General features: G+C 42.0%; 13 protein-coding genes. All 13 read right to left on the reverse strand.

Annotation, left to right across the window (positions count from 1 at the left end; genetic code table 11):
- Positions 1 to 4 precede the first annotated feature (4 nt).
- Positions 5 to 1,150 carry a DUF6807 domain-containing protein gene (locus G9U52_RS08450; RefSeq protein ID WP_166148379.1) on the reverse strand — a complete coding sequence of 382 codons (1,146 nt, stop codon included), beginning with the start codon at positions 1,148 to 1,150 and terminating at the stop codon, positions 5 to 7.
- A 51-nt stretch (positions 1,151 to 1,201) separates the two neighbouring features.
- Complete coding sequence (locus tag G9U52_RS08455) at positions 1,202 to 2,293, reverse strand: Gfo/Idh/MocA family protein (RefSeq protein WP_166148382.1); 1,092 nt, start codon at positions 2,291 to 2,293, stop codon at positions 1,202 to 1,204.
- Between the two features lie 22 nt (positions 2,294 to 2,315).
- Complete coding sequence (locus G9U52_RS08460; RefSeq protein ID WP_166148384.1) at positions 2,316 to 3,866, reverse strand: extracellular solute-binding protein; 1,551 nt, start codon at positions 3,864 to 3,866, stop codon at positions 2,316 to 2,318.
- Between the two features lie 65 nt (positions 3,867 to 3,931).
- The gene (locus G9U52_RS08465; protein WP_166148386.1) at positions 3,932 to 4,813 is read right to left on the reverse strand and encodes a carbohydrate ABC transporter permease; all 882 of its coding nucleotides are present in this window, start codon (positions 4,811 to 4,813) and stop codon (positions 3,932 to 3,934) included.
- A 22-nt stretch (positions 4,814 to 4,835) separates the two neighbouring features.
- Positions 4,836 to 5,801, reverse strand: a complete 966-nt coding sequence (locus G9U52_RS08470) for an ABC transporter permease (protein WP_166148388.1) — start codon at positions 5,799 to 5,801, stop codon at positions 4,836 to 4,838.
- 232 nt (positions 5,802 to 6,033) lie between these two features.
- Positions 6,034 to 8,352, reverse strand: coding sequence for a helix-turn-helix domain-containing protein (locus G9U52_RS08475; protein WP_166148390.1), 2,319 nt, complete (start codon positions 8,350 to 8,352; stop codon positions 6,034 to 6,036).
- A 505-nt stretch (positions 8,353 to 8,857) separates the two neighbouring features.
- Positions 8,858 to 9,715, reverse strand: a complete 858-nt coding sequence (locus tag G9U52_RS08480) for a carbohydrate ABC transporter permease (protein ID WP_311764827.1) — start codon at positions 9,713 to 9,715, stop codon at positions 8,858 to 8,860.
- A 13-nt stretch (positions 9,716 to 9,728) separates the two neighbouring features.
- Positions 9,729 to 10,616, reverse strand: coding sequence for a carbohydrate ABC transporter permease (locus tag G9U52_RS08485; RefSeq protein ID WP_166148393.1), 888 nt, complete (start codon positions 10,614 to 10,616; stop codon positions 9,729 to 9,731).
- Positions 10,617 to 10,799: 183 nt separating this feature from the next.
- On the reverse strand, positions 10,800 to 12,146 hold the full coding sequence (locus G9U52_RS08490; RefSeq protein WP_166148395.1) for an ABC transporter substrate-binding protein: 1,347 nt from the start codon (positions 12,144 to 12,146) through the stop codon (positions 10,800 to 10,802).
- Positions 12,147 to 12,301: 155 nt separating this feature from the next.
- The gene (locus tag G9U52_RS08495; protein WP_166148397.1) at positions 12,302 to 13,507 is read right to left on the reverse strand and encodes a response regulator transcription factor; all 1,206 of its coding nucleotides are present in this window, start codon (positions 13,505 to 13,507) and stop codon (positions 12,302 to 12,304) included.
- Positions 13,489 to 15,189, reverse strand: a complete 1,701-nt coding sequence (locus tag G9U52_RS08500; protein ID WP_166148399.1) for a sensor histidine kinase — start codon at positions 15,187 to 15,189, stop codon at positions 13,489 to 13,491. Before G9U52_RS08500 ends, G9U52_RS08495 begins: the two co-directional genes overlap by 19 nt.
- A gap of 156 nt (positions 15,190 to 15,345) precedes the next feature.
- Positions 15,346 to 18,345, reverse strand: a complete 3,000-nt coding sequence (locus G9U52_RS08505) for a glycoside hydrolase family 2 TIM barrel-domain containing protein (RefSeq protein ID WP_311764846.1) — start codon at positions 18,343 to 18,345, stop codon at positions 15,346 to 15,348.
- Between the two features lie 343 nt (positions 18,346 to 18,688).
- Positions 18,689 to 18,952: a DUF6171 family protein gene (locus G9U52_RS41625; RefSeq protein WP_375790239.1), complete on the reverse strand. Its 264-nt coding sequence runs from the start codon at positions 18,950 to 18,952 to the stop codon at positions 18,689 to 18,691.
- Positions 18,953 to 18,964 lie beyond the last annotated feature (12 nt).

Genomic DNA, 18,964 nt, shown 5'->3' on the forward strand with positions numbered 1-18,964 from the left:
TGAATTAGCTTATTATTTCCACCTGAGGAGGATGAAGGTAATCCTGATATTTGTTAGCGACATTACCTGCTTGGGTGTCCCCATCATGGAAATATACCCGATATTGATATCGCACCGTTTCCTTGGGCTTGATTAATTTGCCACCGTTAAAGTAGAAGTTGTTGGCTGCAAGTAGGCCGTAGTTCCGGATATGCCAGTAGATTGGAAATTGTTCATTGTCTGGATGGTCAAAAGCGGCAATGCCAAGTGTATGTCCCCCCACTTCACCGTAGTAATCACACCATTCTGCACGTTTTCCCCAACATTCAGCTTCACTGACAGATCCGTATGAGTTCACCATCGTTCCGCCGTTGTCTACCTTCATAGATTCGGCTACACGGATACCGAGCGGTCCGGCTTCTTTGGTTGCGCCAAACTCTACCTGGCCGTAGCTGGCGGTGAACCTAACATCCAAATCTATGATTCGCCCGCCCGCTGGTGTGTTGTATACAGTGATCGTACGGGCTTCATCGATTTGCGGCTTTTTATTAAAGCTGGTCCATACATTGTGTGATGTAATGACACCGCATACAGGTCCGTCTATCACTTGGGCAAATTTTTGATGAAGCTGCCTGCCATGCCGTTCCGCTGGTTCGTTCCACATGTCAATCCCGTTCACATCGCCTATAGCCAGCCACAGAGAGCGGTGATGCGGGTGCTCCTTGGTTTCAAAATCAAGCCGGGTATAGCTGTCTCCATAAGGTCCGATCATGGGACCAAGATATGGCTTTGCGATGGAGGAATCGTACACGTAGGAGGTAAAATAGCTGCCCCCGACCAACACATCAATTTTCTGCGATTCTTCATGGATAAATTCTACACCGGAAGCCGCCGTCTTTTGCCCTTCTGCTTCTGCTTCTGCTTCTAGTTCGATCTTATACGTACGGCTTTCGCCTTTGGCAAGCTGCTCGACTATGAAATGAATGTGACAATAGCCGTTGGTCTCTATTGCCTGTACCCTAGTAACGCCGCCCTGTTCGTCCTTCATAACTAATGAATCCAAGGCAGCACCTTTTATCAATGCATTGCTTATCTCCATTTGGAACACGACTGGACAATAATTGCGGTCATGATTGCCTGCATTTACTTTAATTTGAAAAGGTACTGACATCCTGTTCTTTCACCTTCTTTTATATTATTAATGTACATAAATTCCATCTCTTTAGTTCTTTATTAGTGCCTCGGATTTGACTAACGGAAGAAACACTTCCTTGCCCATCCGTGCGGACTCATAAATGGCAAGAATAATTTCAACAGCTGCATAACCTTCTTTTCCTAGGATCATAGGCGGACGATTTTCTTGGATTGCAAAAATCATGTCCTGGATTTGTCCGGCATGTCCGGTTGTGGAAATCGCCGATGGATCTGCTCCACCGCTTTTCTTCTCCTGCTTTCCAAATTCGCTTAGTACCTGGGCCTCTTCTGTTCTTTCCGTATCATCCGCGAGCTTAAAGGCTTCAATATTTGAGTTATTAGCATAGACGGTTCCGGTAGTACCATGAACTTGTAAAAGAATCTCAAGGCCCGGATAGGCGCAGGTTGTTCCGATAAAAGTACCGATCGCCCCGTTTTCGAATTGAATGAGAGCTACAGCGGTGTCTTCGGTCTCGATGCTGTGATTGTAGGCTCCTGCTTTGGCAAAAACACTCTTGACCGGGCCCATCATCCACTGCATCAAGTCAATGGTATGTACGGATTGGTTCATGATGGCACCGCCGCCATCCATTGCCCACGTTCCTCTCCAACCGCCGTTTCTAGCATAGTATTCGTCGGTACGGTACCATTTCACATGAAAATTTGCCGTGATAAGCTTGCCCAGCCTGCCACTGTCAATCGTTTCTTTGATTTTTTTGTTGCCGGGACTCAAGCGGTTCTGGAAAACACAACCTACATATTTCCCTGCTTTTTCCGCTGCAGCTAAAATGTCGTTGATCTTATCCAATTCGATTTCGAGAGGCTTTTCCACTAAGACATGCTTGCCTGCTTCCAACGCTTTAATAGCATCGTCACGATGCATACCGCTGGGTGTACATACACTCACCACATCGATATCCGGTCGCCTTAACAGCAGTTCATAGCTCGTATAACGGTTCTCCGCCGGAATGTTACATTCATCACCAACACTATTGAGAACGCTTTCGTCAAGGTCACAAATAGCAACGAATCCGCAGCCCTTAGCTTTCACGGCACTCTTTACATGCGACTTACCAACACCCAAGCCCACTACTGCATATCCTACTTCTTGATTAGTCATATTGGTTTCCTTCTTTCATTCGTTATTTTTTATATCTACTATATGATTCATTATATATTTTTAGAGCATCGTCAAGTCCTGCTTTTTTCAAGGCTTCGGTATACTTGCCCCAGTTATCCATAGATTCTTGACCCATAATAAATTTCAACATATATTGATCTGATACATCCTTGACGGCAGTTTCCTTACTTTTTAACACATCGGTTTCACTTTCTGTAAAGGTCAGATGCGGTAGTGGATTGGGTGTCATGTAATGTGGCTTTTGCAGTTTTACACCATCGGCATAAAGCGTACCCTTGTTCACTTGCTGCCCAATATCAGCAGCAGGGTCAACCGGAATTCGGCGTCCGAACATAGCATATTTGGTAAACATCGTTTGATAAGAGCTATTGGTAGGTCCATACATTTTTTCTGTATATTCTGGTTTTCCATTCTTCATCTCATAAGAATCACCTTCCAAACCATAGGACATGAGCAGCTTTCCTTCGTCGCTGAACACATAATCAAATAATTTAATGATCAGCTCCGCGTGTTTAGTATCGTGCGACAATACTGCTGCATTACCGATAAGCTGCTCCTGAATGACGCGTTTTTTACCGTCAGGTCCCGTCAGTGGAGGGATCGGCATCATTTGTGCATTGGGAAAGTCCTTCTTCATAATGCTGGTATAGAAATCTGTTAGATTCAAATGTCCGGTGTAAGCGCCAATTTTTCCGCTCGATACTTTGGCTTCGACTTGCTTCGATGCAATAATACCAAATTCAGGCTCGAGCAGCTTTTCACTGTACAGCTTATTCAGATATGTGAGAGCTTCCTTCATTTCGGGCAGCGCCGGGCCGAACTCCATCTTGTCGTTTTTAACGAAGTAATTATTATAAGTTCCGAATACATAGAAGATTGCGTTCATATCACCGATTGTGGTCCCAAGCGGAACTATCGACGGATCCTTTTCTTTAAACGTTTTCAGCATCTTATAGTAATCGTCGAGCGTATCCGGCACTTTGATTCCGTACTGATCCAGCAAGTCCTTTCTCACCATAAAGGCTCCGCCTGTTGGGCTTTCTCGTAGCTTCGGCAGCGCGTAAATTTTACCGTCAGCCGCCTTCAAATCTTTCTCAATACCGCGGTCCTTAATCGTTTTCAAGATATTAGGCCCGTGTTTTTGAAGCAAATCGTCAAGCGGCAAAAACGCCCCCTCCGGACCGTATTTCTTAGCGTCAACCAGCTCAGCGTAGAGCAAATCTGGCAGCTTACCCGATGCTAGCGTAATTTTAAATTTGTCGTTATAGCCTTCTGCTGTCTTGATGAAATTGAAGGATACATTGGTTCTTTTTTGGAGCTCCGCCATAACAGGATCTGTCGCGTTAATCGGTTGTGTTGCATGATCAGAGAGCAAATAGTCTAATGTCACTTTTTGCTCCGTTAACGGAAGCTTACCGGTTTGGCCTGTAGACTGCGGCGCATTGCTGACTACAGCAGTTTCCACATTGGCATTGCTGCATCCTGCAACCGCCGTTGCGGCCATGGCTGTAGCCCATATCATAGATGTTATTTTCTTCTTGGATGATTTCAAATGAAACAACTCCCTTAGCTCTTATTTTTTTATGAATAGCCCCCAATGGAAGCGATTCTATGGAATTAGCCTTTCAACGACCCGATCATAATTCCTTTGACAAAATGTTTCTGTATAAAAGGATAAACGACAATGATCGGCATAGCTACTGCCATAATGGTTGCGTATTTGACCGATTCAGTCAGAATCAAATCATCAACCGATTTGGCGCTTCCTTCCAGAATTTCAGCCGTCTGGCTGTCAATAACGATATTACGCAGAAAAATTTGGATGGGGTGCAAATTTTGATTGCTCAAATACAGTATGGCGTCAAAAAATGCGTTCCAATGGGTAACTGCATAAAATAAGGATAGCGTAGCCATCGCTGGGACGGATAGTGGGATAATGATCTTAAACAATATTTGAAGCTGCGAGCAGCCGTCGATGGTAGCCGCTTCCTCCAATTCCTTCGGGATATTTTCAAAAAAGCTTTTTAACAAAATCAAGTTCCACGTCGATATGAGTGTGGGGATAATCAGTGCCCAACGGGTATCAATTAACCCCATTTCCTTTACAACAAGATAAGTGGGTATGATACCTCCGCTGAACAGCAAAGTAAATGTAACGATAAACATAAAATATTTGTGGGCGATTAGTGACTTTCTTGATAACGGATACGCCATTAGTGCAGTAAACAGCATATTCAAGACTGTACCTATAACCGTGTAAAAAATCGTATTCATATAACCCGTTTTCAGCATCGGGTAGGCGAATACTTTCATATATGCCGCGAAACTGAAGCCTACAGGGAAGAGAACGATTTTATTTTGCATAACGGCTTTAGGGTCACTGATGGACGAAGACAATACAAACAAAAATGGATACAAAGTAATGATAACGACAAACCAAACCAGAATGATCGAAACCGTCCTAAAAATCCTGTCGTCTAAAGTGGCTCTGATCCTCATAATTAAGCACTCCTCTCCAAAACTACCACAAGCTGGTGTCCGTTAGTTTTTTGCCGAGTCTGTTTGCTCCGACAATTAATATAATACCGATCGCGCTATTAAACAAATCCACCGCTGCCCCAAAGCTGTAATCCGCTCCTACCAAGCCCCTTCGGTATACATAGGTGCTCAAGACGTCGGCCGTATCATAAATCGCCGGATTGTACATGAGAATAATTGTCGATGCGCCTACATCCATTAGATTGCCGATCGTTAAAATCAATAGGATAACAATGGTCGGAAGAAGCCCCGGGAGTGAAACATGCCAGGTCTGCCTCAAACGGTTCGCTCCATCCATGGCTGCAGCCTCGTACAGCTCCGTATTCACCCCCGATAAAGCTGCCAAGTAGATGATTGATGACCAGCCGATTTCCTTCCAGATTTGCATCGTCGTAAATATAGTTCGGAAGTATCTGGGCTCCGTCATAAATGAAATAGGTTCTATACCAAAAACCTTGCTCAGCAGCGTATTAATAATTCCGGTTTCGGGTGACAAAAAGCTCACAACAAGTCCAACGATGACAACCGATGAAATAAAATGAGGTAAAAAGCTTATCGTTTGGCTGAAACGCTTAAAATACTTCCCGCGCAATTCATTAAATGCCAGTGCCAAAAGAATAGGAGCCGGAAAACCGAAAAAAAGACGGTAAAAGCTAATTAATAGCGTATTCGTAATTAACTTAAACGCATCCGGCCCTTGAAAAAAATCGATAAAGTATCGGAATCCAACCCAAGGGCTATCGGCAATTCCTTTAAAGATACTGTAGTTCTTAAAGGCAATCAAAATCCCGTACATGGGTATGTACTTAAAAATCAAAAAGTAAACCAGCCCGGGAATAAGCATCAGCAATAAATATCTGTCTCGCATAATGCGTGTAATAAGTTTAGATTCCCTTCGCCATTGTTTGTGCTCAATCTCACGAATATCCTTCACTACGGTTTGATTCATCTTTTCGCTTGCGCCTCCATTTCATAATTGCTGTCTCATCGCGTTGAATAGCTCATTATTTAAGCGCTTTCAAAATCCTTAGCCCTATTCTATAAGGCGCTTTCACATCCGTAAATCCCCAATAATCAGGGGATCATAAAAAATCTCCTTTACCCTAGATAACAGGGAAAAAGGAGATTTTCTTTACATGATCACAATATATCCAATGATCATAATAATTCTCAATACGCCATTACAGCTGATTAGTGTCTTCGTTATCACTTCGAATCAGTGATTTAAACTGTCCCGGCGTTATGCCCTCGACCTTTTTAAATGTCCAGATGAAGCTGTTCATATTAGGGATTCCCGTCTTTTCAGCCACCTGATTGATTTTTAAATCCGGGTCGTTGGCAAGCAGTTCCTTTGCCTTTTCAATGCGCAGATGATTTAAATAATCAACAAAATTAATACCGAGATGTGTTTTGAAATACCTGCTTAAATTTTTAGGATTCAATTGGAAAGCGTCAGAAATAATGTCCAACGACAGTGCTTGGTCATAACGCTGTTGGATAAAAGCAATTATGTCTTCCATCAGCTTTGCATTGGAGGTTTCCGCGTTACTTTTAAAATGATGCGCCAACTCAGTAAAAGCATGGATAATAAAATCCTTGGTTTCGATCACGCCCACCTGCTCTATTTCTGGAGGATGAAGTAATTCCTGAAAGCTTATATTCCCTTTTCTGATCTGATGTTTGGTTACTAATTTATTGAGCGTATCCAATAGAGCTTGGCGGCAATCCAACAGAATGCGATAAATAGCCTTATCGGCGAAACTGCGAGTAAAGAGGTCTTCAAGTAACACTTGCACTTTCTCCGCTTCTCCCATCATGATATGGCTTGTTAATTTCTTTTCTAATTCAGTTGTATACACATTAGACTGGGTATTCATTATGGATTGGGCTTCCCCATAGCGGATAAATTGAATGGTACTGTTCAAATCCCGGAAGTTGAGCGCCATCAATGCTTCCTCATAAGCCTTATTGACATATTGAAGGCTATTGTAGACATTGCCAATTCCTATCGAAATTCTTTGTCCCGATTTATCAACTTCATGGGCAATACATTCAGTGATTTGGCGGATTTCGTCCATAAACATATCTTCATCTAAAAAGTTGAGCAGTATAGAGATATTAGATTCCCCCATACTGGTCAACAGCCCGGAGATTTGATTCTCTTGGTTCATCATCCGTTCGATCACGTGCATTAAACGGTTTTTCCAATTGTCATGCGCATAATTGGATTCCTCATTGAAGCAGTCCGAATGAATAACAATGGCTGTATGCAGAGGATACTGCAATATCGGCTCTAATTCATCGTTTGGCTCGTTCGCATTGGCTGAATCCCCTAGCAGCAGCGATTTAATATAATAATCTCTTAGCAGCATGTGCTGCTTTTGTGCGCTAACTTGTAATTTTTTATTATTATCGATGACGAAATTAATGTGTTGGAAAATATACTGAAATTCATTCTTATCTTTATTCGATCTTTCCTGCACAAGGACAGCTTCTTGGAATAAATTCATAATATCATAAATGGGACGGGACAGATTTCTGGAAAGACGTATCGCCACATAAATACCAATGCCAATCAAAATCAAACAAAAGACCAAGGTCAGCGTTCGAATATAGCTGGCTTGCCTATCCATTTTATCAAGTGAAGTAAACACAATATAGTGCCAATCCATCAGTTGCGAGTCAATATAAGAAACCGAAAAGTTTTTCCCCTCTAGGGTAGTTTTGAAATTCTGTTCCCGATCGTTCCAATTATGTAATAGTTTCTGGTAGATCGTTGTATGACTGAGGCTGTCCATCGGTACCAATAAAGATTTGTCGGAGGATGAAATCGGTTTCATATTTGAATCTGTAATAACGAAGCCGCTTTGCCCTGATTGTTGGTTTAGCGAATTCATGATGGATGATAGCTTCTCCTCTTCTAATACAACTACCAAATTCCCTTCAATTGCATCATCATACAGTGGAAACGCTGTTAGAAACGTAACGAGGTTTACCTCTGATCCTTCAAGAACCGAAACCTTTTGGGTAGGAATCACAGAAAAATTATTTCTTTCTGACAGCACTTTTCTCCATTGATTTCCATTCATCTCCTTATACTGGTACACGTTGCGAAAAAAATAATCAGCCTCATACTGTCCTTCTGCCCGTATGATCTGTTGAGTATTGCCATAGTACACATACACATCATATATAAACTTGTTAGAGTTTCTAATCCTTGCAAGCAGTTCTTTTACTTGCTGTTTCTTTTGAGCGTCATTATCCTTAACTTGTACTTGAAGTACGGTTTGATACATCATATTTTGGATTTCCGCTGCTTTTTGCTCAACGATTTCAGATGTTTTATGCAAAATAACCTGGTTGAAAGAGCGAATTTCCTGCTGAACGAAGTTCGAAAAAACGATATATGATAACGTACCTAACGTAACGACAGGAATCAATATGAACATGATAAAGTAACCCAGAAACTTTAGAAATATACCATTTAAACGGATGGACATGAACATTTCCCTCCTAAAAAGTAATTCGATGTTGTCTGCGCTTTCAATTAATCCTTTGCGCTAAATCTATATTACCATAATTGGGAAATCGATGTCTGCCACTTACAGATTTCTGTTTCTTTATTTATCAATGTCCATAGGAAATAAGAAAAACCTGGCCGAAAGCCAGGTCCTTGTCTAAACTCATACATTCGTGCGTTGGTGAGGACATGGATATGGGGTTCCGGTCGCAGTTGAATTTCGTGTTCCTTAAATTTTTGGCTTCCAGCGGTTGGAACACGAGCTTCAAAGGCGAACGCTTCGCTCCTCCACCCCCATACCCATGTCCTCTTTCATTCTTTTTGAGTTGCCCCCCACTTCTTACCCCCAAGGTCTTCAATCTTGTATTCATAACATTTTTTTAGAAGTGCCCTTGGCATAGTGTCCAGATCAATTTGTCAGCGCTCAATGCAAATAACCCCGAGAGTAGTTGGTTCTGCTCGGGTTACAGCTATAGCATTATTGATTATCCTTTTACAGCTCCTTCAGTCAATCCCGAAATCAATTGCTTTTGAAAAACAAGCACGATGATAAGTAGCGGTAAAACGCTAATAACCGAAGCTGCCATGATCAAGTGATAAGGTGTATAATTGCTGTCTTCCAGTGCTTTTATGGCTACGGCAAGTGTTAAGTTTTCTTTGGATCTTAGAATGACAACTGGCCACAAAAAATTGTTCCACTGCTTAACGAACAAGATAATGCCCAAAGCTGCAAAAGCCGATTTTAAATTAGGAAGTACAACCTTTCGGAACAATGTAAATTCGGAGCATCCATCAATTCGCGCTGCTTCTAGCATCTCATCTGGCAGCGAACGACAGTATTGTCGCATAAAGAAAATACCAAAGGCATTGGCAAGATCCGGAAGAATTACGCCCCAAATGTTATCAATTAAATGAAGCTGCTTATAGATCACAAATAGGGGTACCATCGTCGCTTCGTGAGGGATCATTAGTGAAGCTAATACAAATACGAACAAAATTTGTTTGCCGCGGAATTGGTATTTGGCAAAGGCATAGCCACCTAAGCTGCAAAGGAACAGCGTTACAACAGTAAAGGTTGTTGATAGCAAAAGGCTATTCCACGTAATGATGCCAAAACCTCTTTTGGAAAAAAGCTCTCCAAAATTTTCCCAATGCAACGTAGCTGGAATCCATATGGGAGGGTTGATAAATATTTCACTTACCGCTTTTAGTGAAGAGCTTAGCAGCCAAAAAAACGGAAATAACATAATGACGGAAATAATAGCCATTACCATAAACATGATTATGGTATTTAATTGATTTTTGCGATTCCAGCTGTAATTCGTTTTAGATGAGGTTTGCACGATTTCTCCCCCTTTATCCATTTTTATCATCAAATAGGCGTAATTGAACTAACGAGACCAACATCATGAGAATAAAAAAGCAGACGGCGATCGAAGATGCATAACCAAAATTAAAGTTTTGAAAGCTTTCATTATATAGCATCAAAACAGGAGTTAATGTGGAATTCAAAGGACCTCCATGGGTTAATATGAAAGGCTCGGTAAATAATGAAAATGTGCCAATTGTGGACAAAATTGTACAGAATAGTAAAATTCGTTTAACCAGAGGAATGGTGATCAGAAAGAAGCTTTGTATTTTTGACGCTCCATCGACATATGCGGCCTCATACAAATCTTTAGGGATGCTTTGCAGGCCTGTGATAAGCAACAACATATTGTAGCCGAGCCATCTATACAAGACCATCATGGCCACAGTAAACCGAGCCCATCCCGGTGATTCCAACCAGGGAATACCTTTATCTATCCATCCCAGATTCGTCAGCAGCGTATTCATAAGTCCATCCTGCGTATTGAAGATCAGAACAAACACGAAAGAAACAGCAACAACTGATACAAAGTTCGGGACGAACAAAGCCATACGAAAAAATCCTTTACCGACCATCCAATTCGCATTGAGCACACTGGCAAAAATAAGCGCCAGAAAAAGCATTAAAGGAACATACATCATATAAATCACAGCACTGTTCCATAAAGACAACCAAAAGCTGTTGTCCTGCATTAAAGTCGTATAATTTTGCAACCCAATAAACGACTTCACTTTAGAACCGTTCCAATCCGTGAGACTTATATAGAATGAATAAACAATTGGATATAAAGAGAACAAGATAAACAACAAAAAGTATGGCGATATGTAGAAATAAGGCGCCAGTCGAAACTGCCATTTCCAGCTTGTGGTTCTCATAGATTTCCTCCTAAGAGTTTTGCGAAGCAAAACTGACTTCGTAAGCATGTACTGCTTAGCGCTAAAAAAGCAAAAGGGGGCATCATCCCCTTCGAACTCATGCTGATTCACATTCGTTCAAATGAACATGATACTCCCTCAGTTTGTTCTTTTGAGATCTAATGGATATTTTCTATTCTCTGTTTACTTTCTTTTCGTTTTTTGCCTAAGCTCGTCAGCCATGCTTTTCAAAGCTTTGTCTGAGGGTGCATTGTTTAAAAAGATTTGTGCCCAAACGTCCGTCATCATTTTATTGGCCAGTGGAAAATCGGAAGTGTAAGCAAGTGGGAAAGTCTGCTTTAACGACTCTGCATACATTTTCAGGATCGGCTGATTGTTGAAATAGGCAGATGGCGCGTCCATGTCCGGGCTACTATATACCGTGTTCAGTGCTGGGAACAAGCCTGCTTTGGACATCATTTTCGTTTGAGAACTGTCTTTGCCCAGCATAAATTCGATAAATTTCCAGGCTTCCTCAGGGTTTTTGGAATTTTTGTTGATAGCCATGTTAGAGCCCCCTTGGTTGGCACTGACATATTTATCATCCTTGGCCCATTTTGGCATCATGGCAACCGACCATTTCCCCTTATCTCCAGGGGCATATTGCTGCTCGATGGTCGCGTCATGCCAGGAACCTCCTACTACTGTAGCAAATTTACCCTCCTTGATAGCATTTCCCCAAGGATCTGTGTTGGCACGGGCATCAAATACAAGTCCTTCTTTTTGCATCTTTACCAGAAAATCAGCTACTTCTTTCACTTCAGGCGAATCTACGGATACATTACCCTGCTTATCGAAATACCACAGGCCGCGCTGCCACATCATGGATTCGAATACACGGTTACTCGAATTTGTTTTCGAGTCTCCATACATCAAAACACCGGTTTTTTCTTTTATTAGCTTCGCCGCTTCATAGTAGTCATTCCAAGTCTGGATTTTTTGAGAAACTTCCAATGGATCGGTAGGAAGCCCTGCTTTTGCAAAAACATCATTTCTATAAAACATCACAACAGGACCGCTGTCCCAAGGCATCGCATAGATTTTATTATCCTTTGTCGCATCTTCCCATTTGTATGCATTCATTTTGTCTTTATAAGGCTGGACGCGAGAAGTAATATCCAGTAAAGAATCAATCTGCACCATTTGGGAAAGGTTGGTGGATTCCAATGAAACAATATCCGGCACTGCATCTCCGGTATTGGAAGCGATCAGATACTTTTGATACAAGTCCGTCGATTTCATCAATTGAAATTCCACTTCGATATTCGGGTATTGCTTCTTAAATTCTTCCATGTTTAGATCCACACCGGTTTTTGCCGATTCCCAAATCCAAACAACCAGCTTCGTCTTTTTATCCGCATCTGCAGGCTTGGCGGCTTCTCCGGGCTTTGCCAGTTCTGCGGAATTGCTGCTTGAATTGGAACATGCACTGGCCATTATAGAGAAGAACATACAGAAGACCAGCAGTAGCGACCAACTTTTCTTTTTCATTCTTAATTACCCCCCTTATTTGGTTCCTCTTTATCATAGTAGGTTTGAAAGTGCTTTCAAACCGACGTTCGTTTGATAATAGTGTATTATTTTCGAAAAACAAAAAAACACTCCTCAAGGACAGGAGGTTTTCGTATTCTTGTTTCATCATTTCGTTATTTTGTTTGATGTCTGTAGAGGCTGGGGGTTTGAGCCACACATTTCTTAAACCATTTGGAAAAATATTTAACATCCTGAATCCCCACTTGTTCGGCTATTTCATCCGTTCGAAGATCGGTCAAACGCAGCAGATCCTTGGCCCGTATAAGTTTACGGTCAGAAATAAAAGTGATTAGGCTGCAGCCCACCTCTTCTTTGAAAATAGTACTGAAATAGCTTCTGCTAACCCCTATTCGGTTAGCCAGATCGGCAGCACGTATATCCAGATGCAAATGCTGGTCGACAAAATCAATTACTCGAAGTACATCATCCTTATGAATCCCGTTGCGCAATTCGATTTGCAGCTCAATTTGCCGAAGCCGATGCATTTTTTCTGTGGCCGTCATCCAGCCCGACGCATCTTGTATATTTCCCTCAGTTCTCCAATGCAGCCAAGGCTTTTTCAATTTCATGGCGAGTAAATCATTTTTGCATGAATTCAAAAGGTGTGGAGCACAAATTAAAAACATGGAGTCCCGTCCATTATTAAGAAATAAGATGCCCTCATCATACACAAGTGGAAAGGTTTGAATGACCTCCTCCAGTAAACCCCAACCTTTTTCGTCCGCATGATCGGCTCCATTCATAAACAGATGGAATATTTGGCCCCCGGAAACCATCCATTTCCAATCATTGTCCAAATGCTGCTTCAATTGAGCAGCGGCAGCTTGTTTCTTTTCCATTAACCATGTTTGCAGAAGATTATCTCTACTGTGTTGATCTTTGTGCATCAGGGCAGAAGAGGGTTCCAGTAGCTTGTGAAGAGTCAATTCCTGACGTATTTTTTCCAAGCTATCATCCATTTGTGCATCATCAAAGTTAGTTTTTACAATGTAATCGGATATACCGAGCTGAATACCTTGCTTGGCAAAGCTAAAATCGCGGTGACAGCTTAGAAACAATATCTTAGTCTCTGGGTAATCCGCCAAAATTCGTTTGGCCAGCTCAATTCCGTCCATCTCCGGCATCACAATATCGGTAATAACGATGTCTGGACGATGCTTCTGAAACGACTCCCAACCAAGTAAACCGTTCGCAGAGTCCGCAACAACCGTCATCTGATGCTTTTCCCAATCAACCGTCATGCGCAAACCTTGTCTGACCAACTGCTCATCATCGACAATCATCACTTTTAAAACAGTATCTAAAACAATTTCGGCCATATGATAATCATCCTCGTTCCTTTCATTCTCTCTGATTCAATGTTCATCTTATACTGTAAGTCAAAATGCAGCTTAAATCGTTCATCGACGTTTCGCAAACCCAAGCCGCCCTGTTTATCAGGAATTTTTTGACCACTTCTAATATAATTCAGATGCTCGGGTTTAATACCCAAACCGTCATCGGTAAGCTCTATGCAAATATTTTGCCGTATGGAAGTAATCGTAATTTTCAATTGCCCCCTACCATCTGTAAAAGCATGAAAAAAGATGTTTTCTAACAAGGGTTGAAGTACCATACGTGGTATAAGGCAGCGCTCTAGCCCAGGCTCCACATTCAATAAAACGGTGAATACTTCTCCGTACCTGTAACGTTGAATTTCCAAAAAATGCTGTGCCACCTCCAGCTCCGTTTTAAGTGGCACAAGCGCTTGCTTAAAATTAAAGCTCGCTTCCAGCACGGCGACTAAATGCACGAGCATTTTTTGGATATCTGGCTGATGGGCTAATCTTGCCTTCCATTGAATGCTATTCAATGTATTGAATAGCAGATGCGGATTAATTTGATAATGGAGCGCTCTCAACTCGGCTTCGCTTTTGAGTTTTTCTTTAAGACTGATTTCATGTACCGACTGTTTGATTTGTGCAGTCATCCGATTAAAGGCATCACCCAAATATCCCAACTCATCCGATGTGGTAATCGGGATCTGTACGGAAAGATCCCCTTGACCGAATCTCTTGATCGATTTAGCTAATTCTTTAATGGGTTTGGTAAAACGCGAAGAAAAGATACCCGCCATAACTACAACCAAAACAAGCGCTAGTAAAGAAACAAACAACGAATATTTCAAAATGACACTGGAGGATTCATAAAATTGCTTATACGGCAATCTGGCTTCAATGATCCACCCATTCATATCCAACCGATCCGACCAGATGATATCGTTATCAGCAAATGAATAATCATCTGAGGTTTGTAACAAAACTTCTCTGTTTTGATCAAGAATTTGCAGATGCGCTTTCAAATCATGTTCAAAATTGCGAAATAACCCCAATATTGAATCCGCTTTCATTTCAATTAAAATACGACTTCCTTCCGGTAGCCTGAACTGTTTTTGTATAGGTACCACTAAACTAATCACGTAATTTACCGATGTGGATGAGTAGTAGTCCGGTTGATGAATAATAATTTTATTGCGTATGATAACATGCTCTGAAACATCCTTCCAAAAACTAGATCGCATCAGCATCTCGGCATTAATCATATCGTTCCCATAAATTTTCCCGGATTTTGTAACGATACTTACACTTATTATATCCGCATTTGTGTAAGATGCGAGAAGTCTTTTCAGATCTCTTTCATCTGTATATTGGCTGTAAGTCTGAATATCCTCATCTTCGATCACAATGGGTGTGGATGTTAAATAAGCTAATAGATTCCCAGTGATATTTTCCATTTGCTTTAAGTTGGAATCCAGATGAAGCCTCAGCTGCTGTACAGCATACAAGCCGTAGTTTCCGAATTGTGAATTTACAACCTGGGATGACTTATTATAAGAAAAATAACCAAGTGTAAGCAAAGGCAAAATAGCCACAATCATTAAAAAAATAATAAGCCTAGCTTGAACACTTTTGGCCACTTGAAACTGGTAAGGCAGCTTTTCAGAGGAAAATCGGTATTTCATACTCCACCTGCTTCAAGATGATACTTTCATATCATGTAGTATAACTATTTATTGTTGTTGGTTCCAGACATAATTAATTCCATATGAACTAGTTCTCAAAAAAATAGGGGTGGTGCCCCCCATACTCAGCGCTTAGGGACACCACCACACTATTACTTATTCATCCTCTTTGAAAATGGGCTTTAATCTAATTTCAAATTTGAATTCCTTTTCATCCAATCGGTAGGGTGCCAAAAGCTCGGGTCCGCAGGAATTGGAGCCTACTCCGCTTACCTTATAATCGAGGTGAACAATCGTTTCCTTTCGTCTGACAAGCTCGTAATCATGGGCTGCCAAAGTTAAATCCTCTGGTGTATAATGCGCAACATTCATGGAGAAATCGTCTGAACCCGAAAATTTCATCCCCATTCCCTGTTCGTTGGACACGATCGCCCACTCGGTTCCATATCGCGAGCCGTTCTCCTGAGGCCTAATATAGTTCTCGAACATCTCGTCGACCGTCAGAAGATATTTTCCTTTTTTCACACTTTGACGTTTGTCGATATAACTCTCATGCGGTCCAAGCCCGAAATATTCCACTTCTTCCGTTCCTTGAGGCATAGTAAGCTGTAGCCCGAAGCGTGGAAGAAATACAAGATCCTCTCTAACAGTGATGTTTACCTGCAGCGAAATTTCACCTGTGCCGTCTACTTTCCAGAGGGCAACGCCATGAAGAATCGGAATTTTAATATATCCGCCTAATGAAAAGCTTACAGCGATCTCTACCGATGATTCCGTTTGATTAGTGATCTCAGCCCCGTACACATGCATACTGGCCCTATCATAGCCCTCTTCCATCCAGCTATGCTTGATCTTACGGTCGTTATCGGTTGGAGCCCGCCATATGTTAAATTTCATTGACGATTCAATCATATCCATTCCATGCTTGGTTACCTTGATAAACACACCGTTATACATGTCAAATACATGCTTAAAATCAAATCCCTCAATGCTCAATTGATGCCCACTTTTATCCACAAGAATAACCGGTATCTTTTGAGTCGTGCGCTCCTGAACCTTATTGACCGGAAGCTCAAACTGTTCAAAGCAGATTTCATGACCGGCTTCAGCCCATCGGGTATCTCGCTTGGACCGACAGGAGACAGTAATGAAATAACGGCCGCTGGATTCTGCAGGTACTTCATAAGGTATACTCACCCTTTGGACGGCATGAGGTGAAGCATTGAGTGGGATCGGCTCTCCTTGATCAACAAGTTGTCCGTCCTTCTCTATCCTCCACGTCAAATCAATATGGGATAAATCGATAAAATCGAACAAATTGGTTACGATTATCGCTCCATTTCTCAAGTCCTCCGCTTCAATACGGATGGGGGCAATGACTTGCTTCAATTCCAACAGCCCTGTATGTGGTTTCCGGTCCGGGCCAACAAGGCCATCTATACAAAAGTTGCCATCGTTAGGCTGATCTCCGAAATCGCCCCCGTAAGCAAAATGCTCCGTTCCATTGGCGGATTGGGTCTTGATTCCATGATCAGACCATTCCCAAACGCATCCGCCCATCAGCTTAGGATACTTGTAAATGATATCCCAGTAATCCTTCAGGTCCCCAGGTCCATTCCCCATGGCATGGCTGTATTCGCATAAAAACATCGGCTTGGTGCTGTTCTCATCTTTTGCATAATTCTCAATATATTCAGGTGAAGAATACATCCGACTTTCTACATCGATAACATCTGTATTGGAGCTTCCTTTATGTCTCGGATCGACGCCTTCATAGTGAATGGGCCGTGACGTATCTCTGCCTTTTATCCATCTTGCCATCGTCATATGATTAACATCGTATCCCGACTCATTACCTAAAGACCACATCACGATCGAAGGATGATTTTTGTCCCTTTCCACCATGCGGATAGCCCGATCCAGAAAAGCATCCTCCCACTCCGGATTCTTGGTTAGCATATGATAATCTCCCGCATGGAGCACGCCATGGCATTCCAGATCTGCTTCATCAATGAGGTAAAAGCCGTATACATCACATAAATTCAGAAAACGCGGATCGTTAGGATAATGAGATGCTCGAATGGTATTCACGTTGTGGCGCTTCATTAGCACAAGGTCTTTGATCATATGGTTGATCGGAATCGTTTGCCCGAGCTCAGGGTGCGAATCGTGGCGGTTGACTCCCTTCAGCTTAACTGCAGCTCCATTTATCATAAACACACCGTCTTTAATTTCGACTTTTCTGAAGCCTACTTGAAACAAGAGTACTTCATCCCCGCTGTACATATAAAGACTGTATAAGGAAGGATTTTCCGCATTCCAAAGAACGGGTTCCAGAACTTCAAATTCCAAGCTTCCCTTACGGTCAATCATCACTTGTACTTCCTGTATCATATCACCTTTGGCATTTCTTAACTGTGCCTTGACCTCTACAAGACCCGTAGTCTCTAATTCACACTTTAAAATAGCTTTCTGAAAATCATCCGATATCTCTTGCTTGTTGAATACATCCACGATATGATTTTGATCCCGCGCAAGCAAGTAGACGTCTCTGAAAATACCGGAAAATCTCCAGAGATCCTGATCCTCTATATAAGTGCCGTCACACCATTTTAGTACCATCACGGCCATTTTGTTTTTGCCGCTTTTGACAAATGGGGAAATGTTAAATTCAGCTGGTACCCTACTGCCCTGGCTGTATCCTACAAATTCACCATTTATCCAAAGATAAAAACAGGAGTTAACACCCTCGAACACGATATATTTTTCTTTTTCGTCCCAGTTTTCGGAAATGTTAAACTCCCTGACGTACAATCCAGCCGGATTATCATTGGGCACATACGGGGGATCACAGGGAAATGGATAATTAACATTCGTATATTGTAGTTGATCGTACCCCTTTACCTGCCAGCAGGAAGGAACCGTCAAATCGTCCCAAGCGCTTACATTTGTCGAAACGTCATAAAAGCCGTCCTCAACATCCTTAATACTGGGATGATACTGAAATTTCCATCGTCCGTTCAAGGTTTGATAAGAAGGGGAACGTCCGCGTTTTCCGCTCGAAGCCGCTTCTGCTTCACTATAGGGAATGTAGTAGGCTCTAGGAGCTTCCCTGTTCACTTGTAAAACTTTAAGATCTTCCCAGTATCGGGTCACATTAATCAATTGAATCGCCCCTAACGTCAATTAAGCTGTAAACAGTAGCAAACTCCGTTTCATGCATAATAATTCTAAATGGATGTGTAGGCGATTAGAACCGACAGATGTTTGGAATAAGTGTATTTTTTCATGATAACTCAGCAGAATGGGCAAGGTAAGCTAACCCCTCTGGAAGATTAAAACAGAAAAGAAGACAGACGAATTATTGAATTCGACCTGTCCCTTTTGTATTACATACTATTAACATCAATATGCCAAAGATCGAAGCTGATAGAGAACCATACGGTACCGTTGAGCCAGCCTAAGTTGATGAACTTGGCGCGCCAGCCCAACCTGGTCGCTACCATTTCGGATGTAAAGGATAGGGGCAATACTGCCCCTGAATTTTAGTCCTGATCTGTACAAGACAACCACAATATTTACACGTACCTCCGTGCACATAACCCGTGCAGCCCATACACAGAGAAAGCCTTCTATTGCTTGTTTCTTCATCTACAAGCTCCCTATTTCCCGACTTTATCAGGAGCTGCAGCATCTTCTCTATTTTATCTGGCGTAACTTCGATAGATTCTGAGCAATCTCTGCAAGGACCATGGTTTGCCATCGCGCGCCCCAG

The sequence above is a fragment of the Paenibacillus agricola genome (genome assembly GCF_011440305.1).
In the GTDB taxonomy this organism is placed as follows: domain Bacteria; phylum Bacillota; class Bacilli; order Paenibacillales; family NBRC-103111; genus Paenibacillus_S; species Paenibacillus_S agricola.